The sequence below is a fragment of the Actinomadura sp. KC216 genome (genome assembly GCF_004348535.1).
Taxonomy (GTDB): Bacteria; Actinomycetota; Actinomycetes; order Streptosporangiales; family Streptosporangiaceae; genus Spirillospora.
The window spans coordinates 1-19,545 of sequence record NZ_SMJX01000052.1 but is presented as its reverse complement, the minus strand read 5'-3'; the positions used below and the strand labels follow the sequence as shown (position 1 = coordinate 19,545).

Annotated in this window: 19 protein-coding genes; 8 read left to right on the top strand and 11 right to left on the bottom strand. The window is 72.6% G+C overall.

Features of this window, described 5'->3' with window-relative positions; translation table 11 throughout:
- Positions 1 to 9 precede the first annotated feature (9 nt).
- The 4 genes from E1264_RS11960 to E1264_RS11945 all read left to right on the top strand — a co-directional run bounded on the left by E1264_RS11960 (position 10) and on the right by E1264_RS11945 (position 3,682).
- The gene (locus tag E1264_RS11960) at positions 10 to 795 is read left to right on the top strand and encodes an IclR family transcriptional regulator (RefSeq protein ID WP_132172650.1); all 786 of its coding nucleotides are present in this window, start codon (positions 10 to 12) and stop codon (positions 793 to 795) included.
- Between the two features lie 132 nt (positions 796 to 927).
- Positions 928 to 1,854, top strand: a complete 927-nt coding sequence (locus E1264_RS11955; RefSeq protein ID WP_132172649.1) for an ATP-binding cassette domain-containing protein — start codon at positions 928 to 930, stop codon at positions 1,852 to 1,854.
- Positions 1,851 to 2,672, top strand: a complete 822-nt coding sequence (locus E1264_RS11950) for an ABC transporter permease (protein WP_132172648.1) — start codon at positions 1,851 to 1,853, stop codon at positions 2,670 to 2,672. The genes E1264_RS11955 and E1264_RS11950 overlap by 4 nt, the downstream gene beginning before the upstream one ends.
- Positions 2,673 to 2,701: 29 nt before the next feature.
- Positions 2,702 to 3,682, top strand: a complete 981-nt coding sequence (locus E1264_RS11945) for a tetratricopeptide repeat protein (protein ID WP_207935866.1) — start codon at positions 2,702 to 2,704, stop codon at positions 3,680 to 3,682.
- Positions 3,683 to 3,701: 19 nt separating this feature from the next.
- Here the strand turns inward: E1264_RS11945 and E1264_RS11940 are convergent, their stop codons facing one another.
- From E1264_RS11940 to E1264_RS11920, 5 genes are all read right to left on the bottom strand, one after another.
- Positions 3,702 to 4,493 carry an alpha/beta hydrolase gene (locus tag E1264_RS11940; protein WP_132172647.1) on the bottom strand — a complete coding sequence of 264 codons (792 nt, stop codon included), beginning with the start codon at positions 4,491 to 4,493 and terminating at the stop codon, positions 3,702 to 3,704.
- A gap of 170 nt (positions 4,494 to 4,663) precedes the next feature.
- Positions 4,664 to 5,584, bottom strand: a complete 921-nt coding sequence (locus tag E1264_RS11935) for an ABC transporter substrate-binding protein (protein ID WP_132172646.1) — start codon at positions 5,582 to 5,584, stop codon at positions 4,664 to 4,666.
- A gap of 16 nt (positions 5,585 to 5,600) precedes the next feature.
- A complete protein-coding gene (locus E1264_RS11930) occupies positions 5,601 to 6,287 on the bottom strand; it encodes an ABC transporter permease subunit (RefSeq protein WP_132172645.1) in 687 nt (228 codons plus the stop codon).
- The gene (locus E1264_RS11925; protein WP_132172643.1) at positions 6,284 to 6,934 is read right to left on the bottom strand and encodes an ABC transporter permease; all 651 of its coding nucleotides are present in this window, start codon (positions 6,932 to 6,934) and stop codon (positions 6,284 to 6,286) included. The genes E1264_RS11930 and E1264_RS11925 overlap by 4 nt, the downstream gene beginning before the upstream one ends.
- Complete coding sequence (locus E1264_RS11920; RefSeq protein ID WP_132172641.1) at positions 6,934 to 8,076, bottom strand: ATP-binding cassette domain-containing protein; 1,143 nt, start codon at positions 8,074 to 8,076, stop codon at positions 6,934 to 6,936. The genes E1264_RS11925 and E1264_RS11920 overlap by 1 nt, the downstream gene beginning before the upstream one ends.
- Before the next feature lie 177 nt (positions 8,077 to 8,253).
- Here E1264_RS11920 and E1264_RS11915 point away from each other — a divergent pair, with 177 nt between their 5' ends.
- On the top strand, positions 8,254 to 9,717 hold the full coding sequence (locus tag E1264_RS11915) for an aromatic amino acid ammonia-lyase (protein WP_132172639.1): 1,464 nt from the start codon (positions 8,254 to 8,256) through the stop codon (positions 9,715 to 9,717).
- A gap of 3 nt (positions 9,718 to 9,720) precedes the next feature.
- Here the strand turns inward: E1264_RS11915 and E1264_RS11910 are convergent, their stop codons facing one another.
- On the bottom strand, positions 9,721 to 10,776 hold the full coding sequence (locus E1264_RS11910; protein WP_132172637.1) for a LacI family DNA-binding transcriptional regulator: 1,056 nt from the start codon (positions 10,774 to 10,776) through the stop codon (positions 9,721 to 9,723).
- Between the two features lie 192 nt (positions 10,777 to 10,968).
- Between E1264_RS11910 and E1264_RS11905 the strand changes: the two genes are divergently transcribed.
- On the top strand, positions 10,969 to 11,511 hold the full coding sequence (locus E1264_RS11905) for a cysteine dioxygenase family protein (protein ID WP_132172635.1): 543 nt from the start codon (positions 10,969 to 10,971) through the stop codon (positions 11,509 to 11,511).
- Positions 11,512 to 11,700: 189 nt separating this feature from the next.
- Here E1264_RS11905 and E1264_RS11900 read toward each other — a convergent pair whose 3' ends face one another.
- Positions 11,701 to 12,912: an acyltransferase gene (locus E1264_RS11900; protein ID WP_165964133.1), complete on the bottom strand. Its 1,212-nt coding sequence runs from the start codon at positions 12,910 to 12,912 to the stop codon at positions 11,701 to 11,703.
- A 254-nt stretch (positions 12,913 to 13,166) separates the two neighbouring features.
- Between E1264_RS11900 and E1264_RS11895 the strand changes: the two genes are divergently transcribed.
- Positions 13,167 to 13,943 (top strand): SGNH/GDSL hydrolase family protein, encoded by a 777-nt coding sequence (locus E1264_RS11895; RefSeq protein WP_132172631.1) that lies wholly within the window; start codon positions 13,167 to 13,169, stop codon positions 13,941 to 13,943.
- A 13-nt stretch (positions 13,944 to 13,956) separates the two neighbouring features.
- Here E1264_RS11895 and egtD read toward each other — a convergent pair whose 3' ends face one another.
- The 4 genes from egtD to egtA are packed head-to-tail and all read right to left on the bottom strand — an operon-like array spanning position 13,957 to position 18,269.
- Positions 13,957 to 14,913, bottom strand: a complete 957-nt coding sequence (gene egtD, locus E1264_RS11890; RefSeq protein ID WP_132172629.1) for an L-histidine N(alpha)-methyltransferase — start codon at positions 14,911 to 14,913, stop codon at positions 13,957 to 13,959.
- An 11-nt stretch (positions 14,914 to 14,924) separates the two neighbouring features.
- Complete coding sequence (egtC, locus tag E1264_RS11885) at positions 14,925 to 15,659, bottom strand: ergothioneine biosynthesis protein EgtC (RefSeq protein WP_132172627.1); 735 nt, start codon at positions 15,657 to 15,659, stop codon at positions 14,925 to 14,927.
- A gap of 1 nt (position 15,660) precedes the next feature.
- Positions 15,661 to 17,037 carry an ergothioneine biosynthesis protein EgtB gene (egtB, locus tag E1264_RS11880; RefSeq protein WP_132172671.1) on the bottom strand — a complete coding sequence of 459 codons (1,377 nt, stop codon included), beginning with the start codon at positions 17,035 to 17,037 and terminating at the stop codon, positions 15,661 to 15,663.
- On the bottom strand, positions 17,034 to 18,269 hold the full coding sequence (gene egtA, locus E1264_RS11875; protein WP_132172625.1) for an ergothioneine biosynthesis glutamate--cysteine ligase EgtA: 1,236 nt from the start codon (positions 18,267 to 18,269) through the stop codon (positions 17,034 to 17,036). The genes egtB and egtA overlap by 4 nt, the downstream gene beginning before the upstream one ends.
- Positions 18,270 to 18,514: 245 nt before the next feature.
- Between egtA and E1264_RS43295 the strand changes: the two genes are divergently transcribed.
- A partial coding sequence (locus E1264_RS43295; RefSeq protein ID WP_165964132.1) for a sigma-70 family RNA polymerase sigma factor occupies positions 18,515 to 19,545 on the top strand: 1,031 nt, incomplete at its 3' end.

The window sequence follows — 19,545 nt, the reverse complement described above, 5'->3', positions numbered from 1 at the left end:
AATGGGCGCATGTCCCAGGTACCGGCCGCCCGCCGCGCCCTGGCGGTCCTGCGCCTGCTGGCCGCCGCGCCCGGCCCCCTGCCCGCGTCCTCGATCGGCCGTTCCCTCGACCTGCCCCGGTCGAGCACCTACCACCTCCTGACCGCGATGGCTGGGGACGGCTTCGTCACCTACATCCCCGAGGAGCGCCGCTGGGGCCTGGGCGTCGGGGCGTTCGAGATCGGCTCCGCCTACCTCCGGCACGAGCCCCTCGAACGCCTGGCCCGGCCCCTGCTCCGCCGCCTGGTCGACCGCGTCGGCGAGATCGTCCAGCTCGGCATCCTGCACGGCCCGGAGACCCTCTACCTGCTCAAGGAGCAGCCGGCCCGGCACGCCGCCCTCGTCACCGACGTGGGCGTCCGGATGCCCGCCCACCTCACCGCGAGCGGCCGCGCCATGCTCGCCCACCTGCCTCCGGCCCAGATCCGCGCCCTGTTCACCGCCCCCGCCGCCACCCGTTCGGCCCCGTTCATCAGCCGCACCGGCCGCGGCCCGGCGACCCTCACCGACCTGCGCCGCGCCCTCTCCGAGGACTCCCGCCGGGGCTGGTCGGTCGAGGACGGCCACATCACCGAGGGCTTCGCCAGCATCGCCGCCTGCGCCTTCGACCACACCGCCCACCCCACGGCCGCCATCACCATCACCTTCCGCCGCGAGGACCACCCCGAGGAAACGTGGCCGGCGCTGGCCGAGCAAGCCCGTACCACCGCCGCCACCCTCACGACCCGCCTGAACGGGCGCCTCCCCTCCGCCTGACCCGGAACATGCCCCGTGATGCCCTCCTGACGAAAGTCAGGGGTGAGGGGTGGCGTCCGGGCAGTGTGGCGGGGGTTTCCGGCCGCCTAGGTTCGGGCTCGTCATGCTGGACGGTCGGGCGGGAGAACCCGAGTGATCACTTTGCGGGGACTGACGAAACGGTACGGGGACAAGACGGCGGTGGACGACCTGTCACTGGAGGTCGCGGCGGGAAAGGTGACCGGGTTCCTCGGCCCGAACGGCGCCGGGAAATCCACCACGATGCGCATGATCGTGGGACTGGACCGCCCGAGTGCGGGCGAGGCGCTCGTCGGCGGCCGTCACTATGCGGGAATGCCGCGTCCGATACGGGAGGTCGGAGCGCTGCTGGACGCCGGCTCGGTGCACCCCGGCCGGTCGGGGCTGGCGCATCTGCTGGCCATGGCGCGCAGCAACGGAATCCCGAGAGCGCGCGTGGATCAGGTGCTGGGCCTCGTCGGGCTGGAATCGGTCGCCGGACGGCGGGTCGGCTCGTACTCGCTGGGGATGCGCCAGCGCCTCGGGATAGCGGGGGCGCTGCTGGGCGATCCGGCCGTGCTGATGTTCGACGAGCCGGTGAACGGCCTCGACCCGGACGGGGTGCTGTGGGTCCGGCGGCTCATGCGCGGGCTCGCCGCCGAGGGCCGCACGGTGTTCGTGTCGTCGCACCTGATGAGCGAGATGCAGCTCACGGCCGACCGGCTGGTGGTCCTCGGCCGCGGGCGGCTGCTCACCGACGCGCCCATGGCGGAGGTCATCGCGCGCGGTTCCGGGAACGCGGTCCGGGTGCGCAGCCCCCGCGCGTCCGACCTCGCGGAGCGCCTCTCCGCCGTCGGCGCCGAAGTGCGCCGGACGGACGAGGGCGAACTGCGCGTCACCGGCCTGCCGGTCGACCGGGTCGGTCTCATGGCGTACGAGGCGGGCGTCCCCGTCCTCGAACTGAGCGCCGTTGAGGCGTCGCTGGAAGAGGCGTACATGGACCTGACCGGGACCAGCGTGGAGTACGGCACCGGGATGCCGGGGGCGGAGGCACTGCGATGACCACCAGAACGGAAACGGTGAGCGTCGAGATCGGAACCGCGTCCGGCGGCGCGTCCGGCGGAGGCATGAGGGGCGCGCTGGCGGCCGAATGGACGAAGCTGTGGACGCTCCGTTCCACATGGTGGGGCCTGGCCGCCGCCGCCCTGCTCATGGTGCTGCTGTGCCTGGTCATGGCGCAGGTGACCGTGTCGAACAATACGGATGAACGCGTCGAGGAACACCCCGGAGTGGTCTCGGTCAGCGACATCGCCACGGGTTCGATGGACATGGTGCAGTTCGTGATCCTGGCGCTGGCGATCCTGATGATCACGGGCGAGTACGCGACGGGAAGCATCCACGCGACGCTCCAATGCGTGCCCGCGCGAGGCCGGATGCTCGCGGCGAAGGCGGCCGTCGCGGCGGCGGTCATCCTCCCGTCCGGCGTGCTCCTGGCCCTGGTGGGAACGGCGGTCGCGCACCCCGTCCTCGGGAGATGGGGACACCTGGACGCCGGCGACGTCGTCCACGACGCGCTGATGACGGGCCTCTACCTGGCGGTGCTGAGCGTGCTGATCCTCGGCGTCGGGGCCATGCTCCGCAGCACCGCGGCAACGCTGACCACCGCTTTCCTCTTCGTCATGGTGCTGCCGGTGATGCTGGCCAACAGCCGTTCGGAGCTGCTCATGGACGTCGCGGACGGCCTGCCGAGCAGCGCCGGGCGATACCTGCTGAACGGCGACGGCCCCTACCCGGCGGCGGTGGCGGTGGGGATCCTCGGGGCCTGGACGGCGGCGGCCCTCTGGGGCGGGATCACCGTCCTTCGCCGCCGCGACGCCTGATCGCGGTGACCAGCCGCTAGGGTCGTGGGGTGGATCGTAGGGCTACGGGTGGAATCGCCCTCGCGCAGGTGATGGCGCACTGCGGCGGTGACGTGCGGTCGGCGGTGCGTTTCCTGGCGGACGCGATCGCCTCCGCCCCTGAGGAGGACGAGCCGTACACGGTGCTCGCCGACCTCCACCGGGACAGGCGGGCGGAGATCACCGAGATCGTCCAGGACGCCGCCACCATGGACACGGTGCTGGCCCGGTCGTTCATCAGCTTCCTTGAGGACGACATGGACGACGCCGCCATGGCGATCGGGTCCGTCACGGGCGTCCAGCCGACCGTCGCGTGGGCGCGGGCCCCGTGGTTCGGCGGTGAGCGATTCCTCGGCGCGGTGAGCGCCGGGGCGCTGGCCGAGGCGGCGATGCGGACGACGGACCACGGCCACGATCTGGACAGCGACGCCATGCGGGAGCGGCTCCGGCCGTGGTTCCACGCCCTCGACGTCGTCTCCGCACGGCGGCCGGTGCCGGAGGCGCTGGCCAGGATGGCGATCTTCTTGCGGGCCTGTGGCCGCACCGGCGCCTCGTTCGCCTTCTGCGACCGGGCGGACGCCATCGAGCGGATCATGTTGACCGAGGTCGTGCGCGCGGGGACGTGGCGCAAGCTCGGCGACCCCGCGCAGACGGCGGCGGCCTTCGAGCGTGCACTCGCCCCGGACCCGTCCAACTGGTCGCTGTGCCTCGACCTGGCGGACACGCGCGCCGAGCTGGGCGACTACGCCGCAGCCGTCCGCCTGGTCGCGCGGGGTCTGGAGCACGAGCCGGACGAGATCACGCTGCGCGCGGCCGGGGCGGCGTACCGCGCGCGGCTCCACGGTTCGGCCGCCGATCTCGGCGAACTCGTCCGGCTGGCGCCCCGCGTGCCGGACGACGCGTACCGCGACCTGCTGATCGACCGGGCCTGCGACGCGCACGGGCTGCCCGCCGACCTCGTGGCCGCGGCCCGCCGGATCCAGCGAGAGTGACGCCGGACGCAGGTCGGTGTCACGGCGTGGACAAGTAGTCCGTCAGCGCGGGGGCCAGGACCTCGGCCGGGACGATGTGTCCCTGATCGGGGAGAACCCGATGCGTTCCGTTCGGCATGGCCTCGGCGATCCGGCGGCCCGTCTCGATCATCCACGGGTGGCTGGCGCCGCCGCACAGCACGAGGGCGGGGACGGTCACGTCGCGCGCCTGCTCGATCGGGGTGCGTCCGCCCCTGCTCTCCTCGCTCAGCATCGCGAAGGGGTCGATGGGCAGGGTGCGGGCGTTCGCCTGGGTGCCGGGATCCCGGCTCATGGAGTCGATGAGCTGCTGCGGCATCCCCGCGGGCGTCAGGAAGGCCGCGATCGCGTCGGCCGGGCGATCCTGCGCGAGGAGTTCCTCGATGGTCTGGAGCTGTGCCTGCGACCTTTCGCGTTCCGCCGGGTCGTCCTGGAGGAGGAAGGGCGGCTCGTGGAGGATGAGGGCGGTGATGAGCAGGCCGGACGCCGCCGCGTGCAGCGCGAGGACCGCCCCGGACGAGTGGCCGTACACCGCCGCCTCCCCACCGGCCTCGGCGATGATCGCGCCCAGATCGTCGATCTCCTGCCGGACGGTGTCCGGGGCGGTGTCGCCGCTCTCGCCCCGGCCCCGGCGGTCGTAGCCGAACACGGTGAAGTGCCGTCCCAGCTCCGCGGCGAGGGGGCGGGTCGCCAGGCGGTCGCACAGGGCGGCGGCCACCAGGACGACGGGCGGGCCCTCGCCGGTCCGCTCGAACGCGATGGCGGTTCCGTCGGCCGAGATCACCGTGGTCATGGTCGTCCTCTCATGATCGATCCGCCGGGGGCGGCGGGCGCGTCGTGGCGGCGCTTCTCCATGACGACGCGTGCGCACGCCGGGAATCGACCGGTAGAAGGTCACGAACAGGAAACGGCTCAGGCCCCGCTCCTCGGTCGTGGAGCGGGGCCTGAACGGGGTCGGGCGGGTCAGGCCAGGCCGGACTTCTTCAGCCACTCCTCGGCGACCTTCTCCTGGTCGTCCTTGTCGATGGCGATGCGCTTCATCATGTCCAGGAGGTCCTGGGTGGTGAGCTTGGCGGAGACGGCGTTCAGGGCCGCCCGCGCCGTGTCGTTCACGGACTTCTTGTGCACCAGCGGCGTCACGTTCTGGGCGCTGAAGACGTTCTTCGGGTCTTCGAGGACGACGAGCTTGTTCTGCTCGATGGTCGGGTCGGTGGTGAACAGGTCGGCGGCCTGGATCTTGTTCTCGGTGAGGAGCTTCACCAGGGTGGCCTGGGCGCCCGCGTCGAACGGCTGGAACTTCTTGAACTCGAGGCCGTAGGCGCTCTTCAGGCCGACGAGCCCCTGCTGCCGGGTCTTGAACTCCGACGGCCCGGCGATGGTGAGTTCCTTCGCGACCGGCTTCAGGTCGGCGATCGACTTCAGGTTGTACTTCGCGGCGGTCTGCGGGTTGACGGTGACGGAGTCCTTGTCCTCGGCCTGGGCGGAGTTCAGGATCTCGACCTCGGGCGGCAGCTTGGCCTTGAGCGCCGCGTTGATCTCCTCGGTCGTCGCGGCGGTGCTGGTCTTGTCGACCGACGTCGTCAGCAGCGCGCCGTTGTACTCGGGCATGACGCTGATGCCGCCCTTGACGACCTGGTCGTAGTAGACCTCGCGGGCGCCGATGTTGAACTTGCGGGTGACCTTGAGGCCCTTGGCTTCGAGGGCCTGCGCGTACAGCTCGCCGAGGAGGTTGCTCTCGGGGAAGTTGGCGCCGCCTACGGTGATCGTGCCGCTGTCGCCGCCGCCGGCGAGCGGGTTCTCGTCACCGGAGTCTCCGCCGCCGCAGGCGGACAGGGTCAGGGCGGCCACCAGGCCGACGACCGCGCCACGGATGAGTTTCTTCATTGTGCTTTTCCTCCGGTCAGGACGAACGGGCGGAGCCGAGCAGGCCCGGCGAGACGATGAGGCGGCGCAGGCCCGCGAAGATCAGCTGGACGATCAGCGCGAGCAGCACCACCAGGACGGTGCCGCCGATGACGAGCTGGTAGTCGTTGCGGGCCAGGCCGTCGATGATGTAGCGGCCGAGGCCGCCGAAGCCCGGGTAGGCGGCGATGGTGGCGGTGGCGACGACCTGGATCGCCGACGTCCGCAGCCCGAGCAGGATCAGCGGCAGCGCCATCGGCAGCTCGGCCCGCCACAGTACGCCCCAGCCGGTCATGCCCATGCCGCGGGCGGCGTCCTTGGCGTCGGCGTCGACGGCCCGGACGCCCTCGAAGGTGTTGACCAGGATCGGCGGGACGGCGAGCGCGACCAGCGCGACGAGCACCGGGGTGATGCTGTACTCGATGACGACGACGAACAGCACCAGGCCGAACGTGGGGATCGCGCGGGCGATGTTGGCGAGGCTGATCGCGAGGAACCCGCCGCGCCCGGTGTGGCCGACGATGAGGCCGAGCGTCAGCCCGATCACGGCGGCGCACAGCAGCGACGCCCCGCTGTAGTAGAGGTGCTGGAGCAGGCGGTGCGGGATGCCGTCGGCGCCCTGCCATTGGGAGGACGCGGTCAGCCACGTCCAGAACAGGTCGATCTGGTTCCACAGGTCGTTCATGAGGCCGCTCCGCGTGCCCGCGCCCACGGTGTGAGCAGCCGCTGGACGGTGACCAGGATCGCGTCGGTGACGAGCGCCAGCAGCACGATCAGGACGGTCGCGGCGACGATCTGCGTCTGGAACTGGAGCTGGTAGCCGCGGATGATGTCGTAGCCGAGCCCGCCCTGGCCGATCAGCTGCCCGACGGCGACGAGGCTGATGGACGACACCGCGGCGACCCGCGTCCCGGCGATGACGATCGGCACGGCGATCGGCAGCTCGACCTGCATGAGGCGGCGCAGCGTGCCGAATCCCATGGCGGTGGCGGCCTGCCGGACCGGCTCGGACACCGACGCCAGGCCGTCCACCACGTTCGGGATGAGCACCGACAGGCTGTACAGGGTCAGCGGGATCATGACGGTGGCCGCGGTGAGCCCGGTGTACTGGATGAAGATCATGAACAGCGCGAGCGACGGGACCGCGTACAGGATGTTCGCGATGGTCAGCGCCGGCGGGTAGAGCCAGCCCCAGCGGCGGCACAGCACGCCGAGCGGCAGCGAGATGAGCAGCCCGAACAGCACCGGCAGCAGCGCCAGCCTGAGGTGGATGAGCGCGTGCTCGGTGAGGGTGTCCCGGTGCTCGGCGATCCAGGACCAGTCGATGTCCATCAGCCCGCGCCTCCGCCCTCGGCGTCGGTCTCGGCGGTGTCGGTGTCGGCGGTGTCGTGCGGGCCGTTGCCGTGGGTCGGGACGGCGAGCAGGTCGGTTCCGGCGGCGGTGCCGATCACCGCGCCCGCCTCGTCGACGCCGACCGCGAGGCCCGCCGGGGACAGGACGGCGGCGTCCAGCGCGACGCGGACGGAGTCGGCGCCGACGCGGAACGTCGCGCCGACCGGTGCGAGCGATGCCTCCGACAGCGTGCCCTTGACCAGGGTCGGACGAGCCCAGCCGAGGGGGCGGCGGCCCTCGTCGACGACGAGCACCCAGTCGAGGCCGGCGGCGTCGGCGGCGGTCGCGGTCGCGGGACGGACGGCGTCGTCGCTCAGCCGCAGGTCGCCCGTCCCGGCGAAGGAGAGGGTGCGGATGCCGCGGTTCTGGCCGATGAAACCGGCGACGAAGTCGTCGGCCGGGTGGGCGAGGAGGTTCTCCGGGCTGTCGACCTGGACGAGCTTCCCGCCGGTCCGGAACACGGCGATCTTGTCGCCGAGCTTGATGGCCTCGTCGATGTCGTGGGTGACGAACACGATCGTCTTGTGCAGCTCGTCCTGGAGGCGGAGGAACTCGTCCTGCAGCTCGGCGCGGACGACGGGGTCGACGGCGCTGAACGGCTCGTCCATCAGCATGATCGGCGGGTCGGCGGCGAGGGCGCGGGCGACGCCGACGCGCTGCTGCTGGCCGCCGGACAGCTGGAACGGGTACCGCTTGGCCATCGAGTGCTCCAGCCCGACCCGCTCCATTAGCTCCAGGGCCCGCTCCCGCGCCTTCTTCTTGTTCCAGCGCAGCAGGTAGGGGACGGTGGCGATGTTGTCCTCGATGGTGCGGTGCGGGAACAGCCCGGCGTGCTGGATCACGTAGCCGATGCCGCGGCGCAGCTCGGCGGGCCGCTGCTCGCGGACGTCCCGCCCGTCGATGAGGACCCGTCCGGACGTGGGCTCCACCATCCGGTTGATGGTGCGCAGCGCGGTGGTCTTGCCGCCGCCGGACGTGCCGACGAACACCGTGATGCGGCCCGCGGGGCAGTCGAGGCTGACATCGTCGAGCGCGACGGTGCCGCCCGGGTAGCGCTTGGTGACGCCCTCAAAGGTGATCAACGATTCACTCCTCGCAGGGCGCCCTCGACGCCGATCTCCGACTCCGGCCTCTGCCTGCCGTTACTCACTTCTACCCAACCGTAACCAATGGGTACGGTCACCTTGATGTCCCGGTGTGTCCGGAACTTCGGATCTTGAGCATAACGACCTGGAATGCAGGGAAAGTAGCGGTGGGCCGTGGAGGACAGCCGAATCGTTATCGACGGGACGGCGCTGACGTGCGCGCAGGTGGTGCGCGCGGCCCGTGAGGATGTGACGGTCGCCATAGCGCCGGACGGCGTCGACCGGGCCCGCGCCGCCTGGCGGACGGCCGCCAAGGTCGCCGCCGCCCAGCCGGTGTACGGGCGGACGACCGGGGTCGGCGCGAACCGCGCCGTCGACGTGGAGTGGGAGGACTCCGACGCCCACGGCCTGCGGCTGCTGCGCAGCCACGCGGCGGGCGCGGGGCCGCTGGTCGCGCCGGAGATCGTCCGGGCGATGCTGGCGGTCCGGCTGAACCAGCTCGCGGCGGGCGGCTCGGGCGTCGAGCCGGGGGTGCTGCACGCGCTGGCGGACGTCCTCAACCTGGGCCTGCTTCCTCCGGTGCCGGTGTACGGCGCGATCGGGACGGGCGACCTGACCGCGCTGGCCTCGACGGCGCTGTGCCTGCTGGGCGAGCGGCCCTGGCAGCCGGGACCGGACGGCGCGGCCGAGCGCGGCCCCGGCTACCGGCTGCGGTCGGCCGACGCGCTGGCGTTCATCAGCTCGAACGCGGCGACGCTGGGCGAGGCGGCGCTCGCGGTCGCGGACCTGCGGGAGATGCTCGCCGCGTCCACGGTCGTGGCGGCGCTGTCGCATTTCGCCGTCCGGGGCTCGGAGGAGCCGTACGCGCAGGCCGTGCAGGACGCGTGCCCGCACCCCGGCCAGCAGGACGTCGCGGCGGCGATGCGGACGCTGCTCGCCTTCGACCAGCCGGCGCCGATGCGGATCCAGGACCCGTACGGGTACCGGGCGTTCCCGCAGGTGCACGGGCCCGCGCTGGAGGCCGCCTCCTACGCCGAGCAGGTCGTCACGCGCGAGATCAACGCCGCCGCGGAGAACCCGCTCGTCGACGTCCCCGGCCGGACGGTCTGGCACAACGGCAACTTCCACACCGCGTACGTCGGACTCGCGCTCGACTCCGCCCGCGCGGCGCTGTTCCAGACGATGGCGCTGGCCGCCGCGCGGCTCGGGACGCTCGCGGAGCCGTCCTTCACCGGCCTGTACCCTTTCCAGGCCGCGACGGAGGCGTCGTCCGGAATCATGATCTTGGAGTATGTGGCGCACTCGTGCCTGGCGGACGTGCGCCGTCTCGCGACTCCGGCGGCGCTCGGCAGCGCGGTGCTGTCGCGCGGCGTCGAGGAGCACGCGGGCTTCTCGACGCAGTCGGCCCGCGCGACCACCGACGCCATCGCCGCCTACCGGCTCGGGCTCGGCTGCGAGCTGGTCGCCGCGGTGCGGGCGCTGCGGATGCAGGGCCGCGCGCCGTCCGGCGGGCCGCTCAGGTCGGCGCTCGACCTGGCGACCGGCGTTCTCGACCCGCGCGTGGAGGACCGGCCGCTGGACGCCGACATCGCCGCCGCCGCGGACCTGCTCCCCCGCCTCGCCCGCCTGCACCCGTGACCCCTAGCCGGGCTCCGCGCCGGGCCGCTCGCCGGGCTCGGCGGCGGGCCGCGCGCCGGATGGTCCGCCGGTCGAGGCGCGGACGCGCAGGGACGGCTCGCGGACGACGCGGCGCTTGCGCGGCTTGCCGTCGATGACGTCCACGACGAGCCGGACGGCGGAGTGCACGATGCCGTCGATGTCCCAGTCGACGGTGGTGAGCGGCGGCGTGAGCAGCGCGGACATCGGATGGTTGTCGTACCCGCAGACCGCGACGTCGCCGGGGACGGCGAGGCCCAGCTCGCGGGTGGCGGCGTAGACGCCGTAGGCGATCGAGTCGGCGAAGCAGAACACGGCGGACGGGCGGTCGGCGCCGCCGAGCACCCGCATGGCGACCTCGGTGGAGGCGGCGAGCGACTGCGGCACGACGACGACGTCGACCCGCAGGCCGAGCCGTTCGGCCTCGGCGTTCACGTGCACGTCGGCGGGACGGTCGGGGGTGCTGGCGCGGGTCGAGGTGAACACGGTGACCCGCTGGTGCCCGAGGTCGCGCAGGTGCTCCAGCGCGAGCGTGACGCCGCGCCGGTTGTCGAACACGACCTCGCCCTGCGCCTGGCCGCCGTGCAGCGCGTCGCCGATGGACACCACCGGGACGGTGCCCGCCAGCTCGGACCACAGCGCGGCGGACGGGTCGAGCGGCTGGACGATGAGGCCGTCGACCCGCTGGTCGCGCAGCCGCCGGGCGAGGGCCTTCTCCCGCTCGGGGTCGCCGCCCGCGTCCACGATGAGGGCGTAGCGGTCGCGGGCGAGCAGCGCGCGGCCGATGCCGACCGCGAGGGACTGCTGCCAGTAGTCCTCAAGCGAGCCGCACAGCAGCCCGACCTGGTCGGTGCGGCCGCTGGCCAGCGCCCGCGCGATCGGATGGGCCTCGTAGCCGAGCTCGTCCGCCGCGGCGCGGACCCGCTCCTGCGTCTCCTCCGAGGTCTGGATCCCGCGCAGCGCGTACGACACGGCGGCGGGCGACAGCCCCGTCGCCTGCGCCACTTCCCGGATGGTCGCGCGCTTGCGCTTCTCCGACATCCCCCCAACCCTAGATGGGGCCACCGACACAACGGCGGACCCCACTTGACGGGTTGCTTCTGAACCGGTTCACTGAAACGCTTAACTGATGCGGTTCAGTGACCCGGTTCAGCAGCCGCGTCCAGCGCGTTCCCAAGCGCCCATCGCCCTCAGATGAACAGGCCATAACGAAAGACAGGAGAGGAGCGAACCGTGTCGTCAGAGGTCCTGTCCCGCCCCGCCGGCTTCGAGCGCCTGCCCGGCCGTCCGCTCGACAAGCGCGAGCTGCGCGCGCTCGTCGACGACCTCGCCGGGCGGCCCGGGCTGTGGCGGCAGCACGTCGCGTTCCCCGGCGGGCGGCGCCACTACGCCTCCCTCTACCGGGACGAGCACGTCGACGTCTGGCTCCTGTGCTGGACGCCGGAGAACGACACCGGCTGGCATGACCACGACGTGTCGTCCGGCGCCGTCCGCGTCGTCGCCGGGACGATCGAGGAGAACAACCCGCGGATCGGCGGCGAGCCCCTGCGCACCGTGGTCGCCGAGGGGCGGTCGTTCTGCTTCGGCCCCGACCACATCCACCGGCTGACGGGCGTGGACGACGCCAGCGTCTCGATCCACGCCTACTCGCCGCCGCTGAGCCGGCTCGGCCAGTACTCCGTCGACGAGTCGGGCGTCATGCGCCGCCTGACGGTCGACTACACGGAGGAGCTGCGGCCGCCGGAAGAACCGCGGCCGCTGGAGGGTCCGTCCTGACGAGCCCCGGAGAGTGGAGCCTCCGGTGGGCCCGACCGGGGGAGACGAGCCCACCGGAGGCGGTGCGTCCGGCCGAAGCCCGCTCACATCGGCCGGACGCCCACATCTCCTTAAGCGCACGTCCCCACCGGTGTGTCACACCCCCGACCTCGGGCGGACGCGCCCACCCGCGCCGCCCGCCTCGTCACCTCATCTCTGCATCGCGTCAGCCGGGGTGCGATCGCGAGGCTCGCTGCCGTTGAGGCCATCGCCGCCGCGTCCGCCCTGTCCGCCCTGTCCGCCCTGTCCGCCCTGTCCGCCCTGTCCGCCGTGATCGCCGTGATCGCCGTGATCGCCCAGCCTGGGCATGGGCGGGGGCGCGGACGACCGGATCGGTTCCAGTGCCGCGCGCAGGCGGGCCCGCATCCACGCCGCACCCGGACGTTCGACGAGCCGGTGCACGGCATAGGCGGCCAGCAGGGACGCGGCGATGACGACCGCGAGAGCCGCCCACCTGTTGAGCCCCGGATAGATGGCGTCCAGCAGGGGAAGCGCGAGCTGCGAATGGACGAGATACAGCGGATAGGTGAGCGCCCCGAGAACGGTCAGGCCCCGCCACCGCAGCCATCGCAGGCGGCCCGTCGCGACGAGGGCCATCACGGCGAAGATGCCGGTGATGACGGCGCTGACCACGACCTCGTCCGCGTCCCGGAACGCGTTCTCCGCGCGCCAGGCGCCCCAGCGCAGCGCCAGCAGGTACGAGACGGCCACGTATCCCCAGAGCAGGAGCGTCGGCCCGAACCTGTGGATCAGGAAGAACGCCATTCCGGCGATGAAGTAGGGGCTCCACGTCGGGACCAGCATCACCTGGAGGAGTTCGTGGCCTGCCTCGTCCGCGAACAGTCCGCCGAACATCCAGACCGCCATGAAGACGAGGCAGGAACGGTAGGTGATGCCGATGGCCGCGAGGATCGCGGCGAGGACGTAGAAGTGGAGTTCGACCCAGAGCGTCCAGTAGACGGCGTCCACGTTCCGCAGGCCGAGCCCGCCCTGCAGCATCGTGAGGTTCGGCAGGACCAGACCGGGGACGCCGTTCCCCTGCCGGAAGATCCCGTAGACGGCGGCGCCGAGCAGCACGCTCACCCAGTACGCGGGCATCAGCCGGACGAGCCGCGATATCCCGAACTCCCCCGGCCCGCGCCCCCACGCGCTCATCAGGATCACGAACCCGCTGATGACGAAGAAGAGGTCGACGCCGAGGTAGCCGAACCGGGCGAGCGGCGCGAGCTCCGGGAACACCTCGCGCGCCGGGTCCGGCCACGCGCCCTCGCCCCAGAAGCCGGTGAAGTGGAAAAGCACCACGGCCAGTGCGGCCAGGAAGCGCAGGAGGTCGAGTTCGCGGAGCCGTTCCGGTCGGGTCACCGCGGCACCCTTTCGGCGCCAGGTTTCCCGCCCCGAGCCGGAAAGTGAACGGCGGATGTAGGCGAGGCCGCGATTCCCCGACGCGATCCCGCGATACCGGCCCGCCGCGCCGTGGCCAGACCCGCCACTCTCCGCGTGCCGGATCAGTAAGATGCGGTGCAACCTCCGAGATTCTGAATGCTCCCCGGGCGACTGATGTTCTTTGACAATCTGATGGGCTTGGAAGAATCGTCCTGGACGATGGGTGGTTCTCGATGACATCTCGCCGCGCCCGACGCGGCGCGGCGACTCTCGTGCTGTGCCTGAGCCTGGCCGCGGCCCTGTCCGCGTCCGGCTGCTCGGTGTTCCGGGGTTCGGTGCACCGGCAGGCGGTGGCGGACGGCCCCGGGCAGGGTGAGACGCAGAAGCCCGCCGCCCCGAAGAACCCGTCCGTGGTGATGTTCCTCGGCGACAGCTACACGGTCGGCGACCGGGGCGTCGAGCCGGAGGAGACCTTCGCGTCCGCGACGGCGCGGCTGCTGGGCTGGCAGGTCGTCGTCGGCGGGCGCGCGGGCGCCGGGTTCGTCAGGGCGAGCGCCGGCGCCGCCTACCTCGGCCTGTTCGAGAGCCAGCTCGGCTGGCGTCCCGCGCCCGACATGCTGATCATGTCCGGCGGGCACAACGACTGGCGCCTCCCCGCGCCGCGGGTCGCGGCGGCGGCGCATCTGCTGATCGAGCGGGCGCGGCAGCGCTGGCCGGGCACGCACATCGTGCTGATGGGCCCGCTGTGGGGCTCGGGCACGCCGATGCCGGGCGCGGTCGCCGTCCGGGACGCGCTGCGCAACCTCGCCGCGCAGCTCGACGTCCCGTTCGTCGACCCGATCGGCGAGCGGTGGATCACCGGCGACCGCACGACGGGCACCGGCAACGCGATGCAGTACATCAAGCGCGACCGCACCCATCCGAGCCCGGCGGGCCACCGCTACGTGGCGACCCGCCTGGTCTCGGATCTGACGCGGCTCGGCCTCGACCACCCTGTCCGCAAGTCCTGACCGTCAGTGAGTCCTAACCGTCCGCTGGGCGGGCGAGGGTCAGGGAGAAGTCGCCTGCCTCGTCCGTCCAGAACTCGGCCAGTTCCATCCCGGCGGCGGCGAGCTCGGCTTCGAGGCGTTCGCGCCGGAACTTGGCGGATATCTCGGTGCGCATCTCCTCCCCGGCCGCGAACGACACCTCAAGGTCGAGGCCGCGGACGCGAACGTCCTGGTCGCGGACGGACCGCAGCCGCATCTCGATCCATTCCGCCGCCTCGTCCCAGACGGCGACGTGCTCGAACGCGTCCGGGTCGAAGCCGGCGTCCAGCTCCCGGTTGATGACGTGCAGGACGTTCCGGTTGAACTCGGCGGTGATCCCGGCGGCGTCGTCGTAGGCGCGGACGAGCCGTCCCGCGTCCTTGACGAGGTCGGCGCCGAGCAGCAGGAAGTCGCCGCCGGACATGGTGGCGCGGACGCCGCCGAGGAACCCGATCCGGTCGGCGGGCGGCATGTTGCCGATCGTCCCGCCGAGGAAGGCGACGAGGCGGCGCTCGCCCGCGGGCAGCAGGTGCAGGTGCTGCTCGTAGTCGGCGACGACGGCCCGGACGGTCAGCCCCGGATGGTCGGCCGCGATGCCCGCCGCCGCCTCCTCCAGGAAGTCGCCGCTGACGTCGACGGGCACGTACGAGCGGAGCGTGCCGGAGAGGGCGTCGAGCAGCAGCCGGGTCTTCTCCCCCGACCCCGCGCCGAACTCCAGCAGCGTCCGCGCGCCGGTGGCGGCGGCGATGTCGGGCGCCCGCGCGAGGAGGATCTCCCGCTCGCGGCGCGTCGGGTAGTACTCCTCCAGCCTGGTGATCTCCTCGAAGAGCGCGCTGCCGCGCTCGTCGTAGAACCACTTGGGCGGCAGGGTCTTGGGCGTGCCGGCGAGCCCGTCCCGGACGTCCTGGCGGAGCGTCTTGGCGAGGTCGTCGGCGGTCAGGAACCGGTCCACGTGGTTCTCCTTCAGAGCGGGTCGATGCGGACGCCGGAGGCGAGGCCGGCGGTGACGAGCGAGCGGTCGGGGACGGGCGTCCAGCCGGGGCCGCCGTCGAGCGGTTCGGACGCGATCCGGATCTCGCCGCCGCCCTCCCGCACGAACAGCGAGTCGCCCCAGGTCGTGGCGGCGAGGGACGTCCCGTCGGAGGCGAGCAGGTTGTAGCGGCCGGGCGAGAGCGCGGTGACGGCGGCGACAACGGCGGCCAGCCCCTCGCCGAGCGGGCGGCCCTCCCGCCAGTGCCGGACGGCGAGCGCGAACAGCGGCGCGGAGTCGACCGGGGCGCGGGCGTCCGGGACGCCGGAGACGTCCCCGGTGAGGTCGCGGAGCTTGGCCTCGACCGCGCCGTAGTCCTCGACCTTGCCGTTGTGGCTGAACAGCCACGTCCCGGCGCGGAACGGCTGGGCGCACGACTCGTCGACGGGGAACCCGACCGTCGCCGACCGGAGCGCGGCGACGGCGCACGATGCCCGGACGGCCCCGGCGATCTCGCGGAACGACGCGTCGGTCCAGAGCGGCTGGGCGCGGCGGAACCGGACGGGCTTCCCGTCCTGGTACCAGCCGATGCCGAACCCGTCCGCGTTGAGCAGGTTCCCCTGCGTCATGCGCGGCGCGTAGGTCTGGGTCTCCAGGGAGTACTCGCCGTCGTAGACGAGGGAGTGCAGCGTCCGGTCGGGCCCCAGGTAGCCGAGGTGGCGGCACATGTCAGGCCCCTTCCGTGTCCCCTGTGGGGGGACGACCCCCCACACCCCCCGGAAGAACACTGCGCGCACAGCGGAAGCCGGAGAAGATCTGCCTGCGGATGGGGTAGTCCCAGTTGCGGAACGACCCGCGGATGGCGAGCGGGTGCGTCGCCCACGAACCGCCGCGCAGCACCTTGTATTCGGGGCCGAAGAAGACCTCCGAGTACTCCTTGTAAGGGAACGACCGGAAGCCGGGGTAGCCGTGGAAGTCGGACGACGTCCACTCCCACACGTCGCCCAGCATCCGCCTGACCCCATAGGCCGACGCCCCTGACGCGTACGCTCCGGCCTCCGATGGGCGGAGCATCTGCTGCCCGAGGTTGGCGTGGCCCTCCGCGTAGTGCTCGCCCCACGGGAACGTGCGGGAGCGCTCGGCGACGGGGTCCCAGCGCGCGGCCTTCTCCCATTCGGCCTCGGTCGGGAGCCGCTTTCCGGCCCAGCGCGCGTAGGCGTCGGCCTCGTACCAGCACACGTGCTGGACGGGTTCGCCGGGCGGGACGGGTTCCGTCCGCCCGAACCGGCGCCGCAGCCACTGCCCGCCCTCGCGGAACCAGAACGCGGGGGCGCGTTTGCCGCTGCCGTTGCGCCATTCCCATCCGGCGGGATCCCACCAGCGGGGGTCGTCGTATCCGCCGGCTTCGATGAACGCGACATAGGCGGCGTTGGTCACCGGCTCGACGTCGATGTAGTACGCGGGAACGTCCACCATGTGCGCCGGACGCTCATTGTCGTAGGCCCACGGGTGATCGGACGTCCCCATCTGGAATGGGCCGGCCTCGATCAGCACCTCGTCCGGTCCGGAGCGCTCAACGCCTTTCTGGAGCGGTCCAGCCAAGGGATCGAGGAGCGCGGGGGCGCCTTTGCGTAGCTGGTGGGTGGCGAGCATGGTCTCGTCGTGCATGTGCTCGTGCTGGACGACCATCCCGTACACGAACCCGCCCGAGGTCAGCGGATCCGGGGTGTCGAACCGGACCGACGCCAGCGAGTCGAGGACCTTGGCGCGGACCGTCCCGATGTAGGAGCGCGCCTCGTCCGGCGGCAGCAGCGGCAGCGAGGGGCGTTCGGCGCGCGGATGCTCGAACGCGTCGTACAGGTCGTCGATCTCGGGCCGCATGGCCTCGATGCCCACCGCCGCGCGCAGCAGCCACAGCTCCTCGTAGTTGCCGACGTGCGCCAGGTCCCACACGAGGGGCGACATCAGCGGCGACACCTGGCCGATGAGGTCGTCCTCGGCGAGGACGTCGGTGGTGAGGCCGAAGCTGCGGTCCCGCACCGCGCCGAGTTCGGCGGCGATCAGCTCTTTCAGGTCGTCTTCCGCGATCGAGCCGGGGGCGCTCATCGGAGCCATGCCGGGTCCTCCTTACGGAACGAGGGTGATGGGGACGGGGGCGGTACGGACGGCGGGTCGTCGGCGGGGGTGCGCCCGCGCTCGACGTACCGGCGCGCGTACTCCTCGACCAGCGGGACGAGCCCGGACGCGCCGAGCCGCGGCAGCGCGTCCAGCGCCGCGGCGAAGCAGGCCCGCGCGGCCGCGGCCAGCGCGGCGTGGGAGAGGCCGCAGCGGGCGGCCTCCGCCCAGCGGTCCGCCACCGGTTCGGCGGCGGCCTCCGCGGCGCGCGACGCGGCGGGGTCGTCCAGCAGCGCGGTCGCGACCGCGACGGGGACGGGCCAGTACGGCGGGGGCAGCGCGTCGATCATGCGCAGCTCCAGCCAGCCGCGCGGCCGGACGGGCGGGAACAGCGTGGACAGGTGGTAGGTGAGGTCCTCCTCGCCGGGCTCCCCCATGGCCAGCCACTCCAGGAACGACATCCCGGGGTTGGTGATCCATTCGTCCTCCGCGGTGTGGAGGAGCATGACGCGGGCGTCGAGCGCGTAGCGCGTCCACGCCTCGGCGGGGTCGCCGTCCTCGCCGTCGCGCAGGACGGGCAGGGTGCGGCAGGGGTCGAGCTCGGTCCAGATGCCCTGCCGCGACGAGCGCATCCCGGTGCGGCGCCCGGCGCGCAGCGGCGAGTTCGCGAAGGCGGCGACCAGCACCGGGCCGAGCGCGTGCACGAGCCGCCAGCGCCGGGACGCGTCCGGGTCGTCGGCACCGATGTCCAGGTTGACCTGGACGGACGCGGTCGAGCACATCATCGTCATGCCCGCGTCGGTGAAGCCGCCGGAGTGGAAGTAGTCGCGCATGCAGGCGTAGCGCGGATGGTCGGCCTGGAAGACGGGCCGCCGGACGGGGTCGACGCCGTGCCCGGCGAGGACGAGGCCGTCCGGCGCGAGCGCGTCCCGCACGTGGGCGATGTCGGCGTCGAGGGCGGTGTGCAGCTCGGCGAGCTTGCCGAACGGCGCGGAGCTGAGCTCGACCTGCCCGCCCGGCTCGTAGGTCACCCGGCTCCCGCCGGACGGCGGCCCGGCGCCGGCGACGAGCGCGCGCACCCGGTCGCCGGGCACGTGGGCGCCGGGATCGGCGGGATCCACGACGAGCCACTCGGTCTCGGCACCGACGGTCCCGGGCGGTCCGGTCTTGAAGCAGACGCCGTGAATGTGCTGGTAGACATCGTCGACGGTCATCCGGGTCACGATCACTCCCCGCGTAATTCGATAACGGGTTCGAATCTTCCCTGCTTAACCGGATCAGGAATCCGCCGATTTTCGTGAACTTCCTTAAATCTCCATGAACGTCACCGTCCGCATGCGCCGCCGTTACCTTCCGTACTTAATCGACGTTTCGCCCAATCCCTGACTTCTCAGGCATTGACCGGAGGCGCTAGAGTCCCGTCAGCCGGGCTGTGTGATCAGGGTGTGAACAGGGACAGGAGGCCGAGATGCGCGGGGACATGGGCTCGCTCTACGACGCGCACGCCGACCGCCTGTACGCCTACTGCTGGTCGCTCGTCGGCGACAGGCTCGCGTCGGCGGGCGTCGGCGACACCTTCACCGCGGCCGTGCACCACCCGCCGCGCGGCGACCGGGTGCTCTGGCTGTACTCGCTGGCCAGGACGGCCTGCGCCGAGCGCGGCGCCTTCACCGGGACCGGTCCGAGGGGCGGTCCGGGCGGCGCGCCGCTGTTCTCCGGCTCCGACCCGCTGCTGCGCGCCGCCGCCGGCCTGCGCACCGACCACCGCGAGGTCCTGCTGCTGTGGGCGGGCGAATGGCTCGAACCGCACGACATCGCCCTCGTCCTCGGCATCGCGCCCGACACGGTCGCGCAGCTGCTCAACGCCGCGCGGACGCGGCTGGAGCGCTCCGTCCTCGACACCCTCATGCGCGGGACGAGCGAGCCGCGGCTCGACCTCATCTCCGCGTTCGAGAAGGGCCGGCTGCCGCAGCTCCTCGCCCGGCGCGCGCCGTCCGGCGCGCCCGCCTGGCTGCGCGAGCGGGTCCTCGCCGCCTGCGAGGAGGAGGCCGCCCGGCCGCTGCCGAGCATCGTCACCCCGAGCCCGCTCGTGGCGATCAGCGCGGAGAAGGCCCGCTCCGCCGCCGGCCGCCCGCGCGGCGGCGCGGACGCCCCGAGGCGCGGGCCGGCCGGTGCCATGTCCAAGGGCCTCGGCGCGGCGGCGGGCGTCGCCGCGTCCGCCGCGGCGGTCGTCGGCCTGCTCGCCACCTGGTCCTCGGGCAAGGAGGGCGGGTCCACCTCGCTCGTCCCGACGGCGAGCAACGCCCAGACGAACCCGGCCTCCATGAGCAGCGGCCCCGCCCCCCAGCACCCCGTGCCCGGCCTCACCGGGACCGAGCGGGTGGCGAGCCCCCCGGACACGGCCGCCCTGCACGCGAACGCCGACCCGCGCCGGGACCGCGGCGTCCCTGGCGCGACGACCTCGGCGTCGCCCACGGCCTCGCCCTCGACGTCCCCGTC